At 58.4% G+C, this 6,221-nt stretch carries 4 protein-coding genes and 1 tRNA gene; 3 read left to right on the top strand and 2 right to left on the bottom strand.

The window, feature by feature from the left end:
* Nucleotides 1-374: 374 nt before the first annotated feature.
* A tRNA-Arg gene (locus ACZYSM_RS19420) sits at nt 375-451 on the bottom strand.
* Between the two features lie 348 nt (nt 452-799).
* On the opposite strand from ACZYSM_RS19420, the gene gabD reads away from it, so the two are divergent.
* The 3 genes from gabD (at nt 800) to ACZYSM_RS19405 (ending at nt 5,051) form a co-directional block, all read left to right on the top strand.
* Complete coding sequence (gabD, locus tag ACZYSM_RS19415) at nt 800-2,242, top strand: NADP-dependent succinate-semialdehyde dehydrogenase (protein ID WP_489073616.1); 1,443 nt, start codon at nt 800-802, stop codon at nt 2,240-2,242.
* 179 nt (nt 2,243-2,421) lie between these two features.
* On the top strand, nt 2,422-3,699 hold the full coding sequence (gabT, locus tag ACZYSM_RS19410) for a 4-aminobutyrate--2-oxoglutarate transaminase (protein WP_489073614.1): 1,278 nt from the start codon (nt 2,422-2,424) through the stop codon (nt 3,697-3,699).
* A gap of 137 nt (nt 3,700-3,836) precedes the next feature.
* Nucleotides 3,837-5,051: an HDOD domain-containing protein gene (locus ACZYSM_RS19405; RefSeq protein ID WP_489073612.1), complete on the top strand. Its 1,215-nt coding sequence runs from the start codon at nt 3,837-3,839 to the stop codon at nt 5,049-5,051.
* A gap of 143 nt (nt 5,052-5,194) precedes the next feature.
* Here ACZYSM_RS19405 and ACZYSM_RS19400 read toward each other — a convergent pair whose 3' ends face one another.
* Entirely contained in the window at nt 5,195-6,184 is a 990-nt protein-coding gene (locus ACZYSM_RS19400) for a GGDEF domain-containing protein (protein ID WP_489073610.1), read from the bottom strand.
* Between the last annotated feature and the right edge of the window lie 37 nt (nt 6,185-6,221).

Here is a 6,221-nt window from a genome sequence, read left to right as displayed (position 1 = left end):
ACTCAGTTCAATTTGTTCGTCTTCACTGAGCACGATGTCCTGAGAGTTCATGTGATCACTCCAAGTACTGACTGACCACAGAAGCATAGCTCAGGCTAGAAACTTATTTAAGAGACAGGACACTAGCTCCCGGTAGGTGCTTGCCTCGGGCTCAAGGCTGGCCAGGGTGGTATCGGCCATTGGGCGGCGCTTAATCTCCGAACGTTTCATTTTGTATGCCCCAGTTTCAAATATTATGCGAGCATACAAGGAGGCATACACGGAGTGCAATGCTGTACGGGTGCATTCAGATACACCCAGACACAAGAAAGCCCGCACGGGGCGGGCTTCTTGGGGTGTTTCCGGTCATGTAGGAACATGTGGAAACATATGGTTGGTGCACCAGGCGGGATTCGAACCCACGACCACTGCCTTCGGAGGGCAGTACTCTATCCAGCTGAGCTACTGGTGCAATGCGGGCGCCATGATACTCATATGCATTGCGGGCGTCCATGCTGCTGAATCGTCTGATTTTTTGGGCCGCTAAACGGCCGTTTGCTACGTTGATCAGAAAAATTTAGCAAAAGCGGCGTTTTCGTTCTTTTTTTCGAACAGCCTATTGTCCTTTACCCCCTTTGATCCTAGGATTCGTTTGAGATTTCAAACGCTCTTGTCTGGGTGCTGAACCGCGCGAGTTTCATTATGTGCGCTATTTATGTGCTTCGGCCGGTGAATGAACTTCCTGACGGCAGCCCTTGAGGCGCCTTTCTACAATCAATAATTCGCTCCGCCCCGCGCGGTGCTGTTAAGGAAAGCCCACATGCAGCTCAAAGACACCCAGTTGTTCCGCCAACAAGCCTATATCGATGGTGCTTGGGTCGATGCGGACAATGGTCAGACGATCAAGGTTAACAACCCGGCAACGGGCGAAATTCTGGGCACCGTGCCAAAAATGGGCGCTGCCGAAACTCGCCGTGCCATCGAAGCCGCTGACAAAGCGCTGCCGGCCTGGCGTGCACTGACCGCCAAGGACCGCGCGAACAAGCTGCGTCGCTGGTTCGAACTGATTATCGAAAACCAGGACGACCTGGCTCGCTTGATGACCCTGGAACAGGGCAAGCCATTGACCGAAGCCAAGGGCGAAATCGTTTACGCCGCTTCCTTTATCGAGTGGTTCGCCGAAGAAGCCAAGCGCGTTTACGGTGATGTGATTCCTGGTCACCAGCCGGACAAGCGCCTGATCGTGATCAAGCAGCCAATCGGCGTGACCGCTGCAATCACCCCGTGGAACTTCCCGGCTGCAATGATCACTCGTAAGGCCGGCCCGGCTCTGGCCGCGGGTTGCACCATGGTGCTCAAGCCTGCTTCGCAGACGCCTTTCTCGGCATTCGCCCTGGCTGAACTGGCCCATCGTGCCGGCATTCCGAAAGGCGTGTTCAGCGTGGTGTCTGGCAGCGCCGGCGACATCGGCAGCGAGCTGACCAGCAATCCGATCGTGCGCAAACTGTCCTTCACCGGCTCGACCGAAATCGGTCGCCAGCTGATGGCCGAATGCGCCAAGGACATCAAGAAAGTGTCCCTGGAACTGGGCGGCAACGCACCGTTCATCGTGTTCGACGACGCGGATCTGGATAAGGCCGTCGAAGGCGCGATCATCTCCAAGTACCGCAACAACGGTCAGACCTGCGTCTGCGCTAACCGCCTGTACATTCAGGATTCGGTTTACGACGCGTTCGCCGAGAAGCTGAAAGTGGCGGTGGCCAAGCTGAAAATCGGTAACGGTCTGGAAGACGGCACCACCACTGGCCCGCTGATTGACGAAAAAGCCGTGGCCAAGGTTCAGGAGCACATTGCTGACGCCCTCAGCAAAGGCGCGACCCTGCTGGCCGGTGGCAAAAGCATGGAAGGCAACTTCTTCGAGCCGACCATTCTGATCAACGTGCCGAAGAATGCCGCTGTGGCGAAGGAAGAAACCTTCGGCCCATTGGCACCACTGTTCCGCTTCAAAGACGAAGCCGAAGTGATCGCGATGTCCAACGACACCGAATTCGGTCTGGCCTCGTACTTCTACGCTCGTGACCTGGGCCGTGTGTTCCGTGTGGCTGAAGCCCTGGAATACGGTATGGTCGGCGTCAACACCGGGTTGATCTCCAACGAAGTCGCGCCGTTTGGCGGCATCAAGGCCTCGGGCCTGGGCCGTGAAGGCTCCAAGTACGGCATCGAAGATTACCTGGAAATCAAATACCTCTGCCTGGGCATCTAACCCCGGCAATGTATTGAGCGGAGAGGGGCACGAGAGCGCTGTCCCCTTTCTGCGCTTCAAATGATTTTTCTTTGTGGCCGGGAAAGCTGTGGCAGTCGATCATCGCATGCTGCCGTAGTTGCCTCCCCGCCGCGTACTCCTTGAACTACGCCGACCGATGAGCGGCAAATGAGGACATTATGAGCAAGACTAACGCATCCCTGATGAAACGCCGCGAAGCCGCTGTACCGCGCGGCGTTGGCCAGATTCACCCGATCTTCGCCGAGTCGGCGAAGAACGCCACCGTTACCGACGTTGAAGGTCGTGAGTTCATCGACTTCGCCGGCGGCATCGCGGTACTCAACACCGGTCACTTGCACCCGAAAATCATCGCGGCCGTGACTGCGCAACTGAACAAGCTGACCCACACCTGCTTCCAGGTTCTGGCCTACGAGCCGTACGTGGAGCTGTGCGAAAAAATAAACGCCAAGGTTCCGGGTGACTTCGCCAAGAAAACCCTGCTGGTTACCACGGGTTCCGAAGCCGTCGAAAACGCAGTGAAAATCGCTCGCGCTGCCACTGGCCGTGCTGGCGTGATCGCCTTCACCGGCGCTTACCACGGTCGCACCATGATGACCTTGGGCCTGACCGGTAAAGTCGTGCCTTACTCTGCCGGCATGGGCCTGATGCCAGGCGGCATCTTCCGCGCGCTGTTCCCGAACGAACTGCATGGCGTGAGCATCGATGATTCGATCGCCAGCATCGAACGCATCTTCAAGAACGACGCTGAACCTCGTGACATCGCCGCGATCATCATCGAGCCAGTCCAGGGCGAAGGCGGTTTCTACGTCGCGCCGAAGGCGTTCATGGCCCGTCTGCGCGCCTTGTGCGACCAGCACGGCATCCTGTTGATCGCTGACGAAGTGCAAACCGGCGCTGGCCGTACCGGCACCTTCTTCGCTATGGAACAGATGGGCGTTGCTGCCGACCTGACCACCTTCGCCAAATCCATCGCTGGCGGCTTCCCGTTGGCCGGTGTTTGCGGCAAAGCCGAATACATGGATGCCATCGCTCCAGGCGGCCTGGGTGGCACTTACGCCGGTAGCCCGATCGCTTGCGCCGCTGCTTTGGCAGTGATGGAAGTGTTCGAAGAAGAGCACCTGCTGGACCGCTGCAAAGCCGTCGGCGAGCGTCTGGTGACTGGCCTGAAAGCCATTCAAGCCAAATACCCGGTGATCGGCGAAGTGCGTGCACTGGGCGCGATGATCGCGGTCGAGTTGTTCGTCGACGGCGACAGCCACAAGCCGAATGCTCCTGCAGTGGCAGCGGTTGTGGCCAAGGCTCGCGACAAGGGTCTGATCCTGCTGTCGTGCGGTACTTACGGCAACGTGTTGCGCGTACTGGTGCCGCTGACTTCGCCGGACGAGCAATTGGACAAAGGTCTGGCAATCATCGAAGAGTGCTTCTCTGAGCTCTGATCGTTGGCTGTGACCTGATCGACAAAAAACCCGCTTCGGCGGGTTTTTTTATGGGTTTGTCGGTGCATCTCGGGTTTTGCGCTGTATCGAAGTGTCGGCATTGGCTAAGGTGCAAGCATTGCCTTTGGAGCGTGCTGATGACTGCGGTTGATTTACCTGCTGTACCACGAGTGCTGATTGCCGAGGCGGACCCTTGGTCTCGTGACCTGCTCAAGCAGGTGTTGTTGAGTGTGCGCTGCGACGCGCGGCTGGATGTGTGTGCTGACGGGCAAGAGGCGCTGGAGCTGTTGAGCGAGAACCCTTATGACCTGGTGATCGCCGATTGGGAGTTGCCGGGTGTTGATGGCCTGGGTTTGCTGCATAGCGTGCGCCAGCATCGGCGTAACCCGGTGCTGCCGTTTATCCTGATGAGCAGCCGCAATGACAGCGCCAGCGTGCACGAAGTCTTGCCGCTGGCGCCTACGGCTTATCTGACCAAACCCTTGAACATTGAAAGCCTGACCCAGCGGCTGCAGGATCTGCTGCTGACTCCAGGTCAGTCGGTCTCGTGTGAGGCTCCGGCATTGGCACCGGGCATGACTTTATCGATTTTTCTTGAGCGCCGGCGTGAAGTGGCTGACGGCGCGCCGTTGCTGGCCGACGTGCAGTTGGCGGTCAAACGCAGCCTCAACCCTAACGGGCTGGATCTGAAACTGCTGGAAGGGGAAGTCCGCACTGATCCGCAGATCACTGCTGTGCTGATCGCCGCCGCCAATAGTGCTGCGCAGCACCATGGCGACCCTGTGCAGACCCTGTCCCAGGCGTTGCACAGGCTGGGTGCCGGGCAAAGCATGAACCTGATTCTCGGCCTGACGCTCAAACGCAGCGCCCACGTCAGTGATCCGGCGCTGGCCGATTACGCTGAACGTTACTGGGGGCTGTCGCTGCACACTGCGGAATACGGCCGCACGCTAGCGCGCTTGCTGGACCTGGATCAGGAGCGCTGCTATTGCGCCGGCATGCTGCATCGTCTGGGGGATCTGGCGCTACTGAGGTGCTTGCAAGAATGGAAGCAGGCTGGCGGCGAGCTGGATGATCAAGAGGAGATCGGTGATGCGCTTGAGGCATTCGGAGCCGCCTACGGTTCGGCGTTGCGCACGCGCTGGCGTTTGCCGCTGGAGCTGCGCGAGCTGATCGCTGCGGTCTACCAGCTCGGTGGTGGGGTGTATTCCCGCGAAGCGCTAGTGATGAACATCTCGGCACAACTGGCCCGTCTGACGCCTTCAGAGGGCGTTGAGGAGATCGCCAGAAGCAAAACCGCGCGCCTGCTCAAAATCGGCTTGCCGGAGTTAATGCGGTTGCGTAAAGGCTAAGTTGTTCGAAGACGATTCCATCTTCAGGATGACGCAATCCCTGTAGGAGCGAGGCTTGCCCGCGATAGCATCACCGCGATGATCCATTCAAATCGAGGCGCTCCCATCGCGGGCAAGCCTCGCTCCTGCATTAGGTTTGGCTTTCACCCCGAAACAACCCGGTTCTTGCCCTGGCGCTTGGCCTCATACATTGCCGCGTCGGCGCGGGCGAACAGGTTGTCGATGGTTTGGTCTTTGGGGGTGAGGCTGGTCAAACCCTGGCTCACGGTGATGCCGAAGGTCTGGCCTTCGTGGTTGAAGCTCAGGCGCTGAATTTCCCGTTGCAGACGTTCGGCCACTTGCTTTGCCATGTCGGGCGCGCAGCCGGGGAAGACGGCCGCAAATTCCTCGCCACCAATACGTCCGAACAGGTCGCCGCGGCGCAAGGCTGTGCGGCCACTTTCGGCGATGCGTTGCAGCACCAGGTCGCCCTCTGGGTGGCCGTAGGTGTCATTGATAACCTTGAAATCATCGATATCCAACAGCAGAAAGGCCAGAGGTGAACCCTGCAACCGTGCTTTTTCGAATTCGAGATTGGCGCATTCGAAAAAGTGTCGGCGGTTGCTGCTTTGGGTCAGAACGTCGGTGGTGGCCAGGTGTTGCAGCTCGGTCTCCAGCTGCTTTTTTTCAGTGATGTCTTCTGCGATGCCGACCACGATCACTGGCTGCCCGGGCTCGGCCTGGCGGTTGATAAAACATTTATCGCTGAGCCAGCGTAACTGACCGTCGGCGGCGATGATGCGGTACTCGCGATCTTCGACGGCGCCTTTGTGTAAAACCTCGGCCAGGCTACGTTCGGCGTACTCGAGGTCGTCCGGGTAAATGCTGTCGCGCCATTCGTTGTAATCGGCCAACAGCAAGCCGGCAGAGCGGCCGAAGATGCGTTCGTACGCCGGGCTGACATACAGCATTTGTTGAGCTTCCCAGTCAAAAGCCCAAAGCACTGCATTGACGCTCACCAGCAACGAACTGAACAGTTTTTCACGCTCGCTCAGCCGCGCGACTTCGCCCTGAGCGTGCATCAATGCAAGCAGCGTTTGTGCAGCATCGGGCCATGGTTGAGAGGATGGAGTTTGTAGATTCTTATGGGCCATCGGCACAGATCTCAAAGGGCGTGCCGCTCAAGGTTCG

The sequence above is a fragment of the Pseudomonas sp. F220 genome (assembly GCF_057813935.1).
This window is presented reverse-complemented; position numbering and strand designations above follow the sequence as displayed.

What these genes read in the sequence shown, in the direction of transcription:
- gabD (WP_489073616.1), top strand. Translation starts at nt 800, where the DNA reads ATGCAGCTCAAAGACACCCAGTTGTTCCGCCAACAAGCCTATATCGAT.
- gabT (WP_489073614.1), top strand. Translation starts at nt 2,422, where the DNA reads ATGAGCAAGACTAACGCATCCCTGATGAAACGCCGCGAAGCCGCTGTA.
- ACZYSM_RS19405 (WP_489073612.1), top strand. Translation starts at nt 3,837, where the DNA reads ATGACTGCGGTTGATTTACCTGCTGTACCACGAGTGCTGATTGCCGAG.
- ACZYSM_RS19400 (WP_489073610.1), bottom strand. Translation starts at nt 6,184, where the DNA reads ATGGCCCATAAGAATCTACAAACTCCATCCTCTCAACCATGGCCCGAT.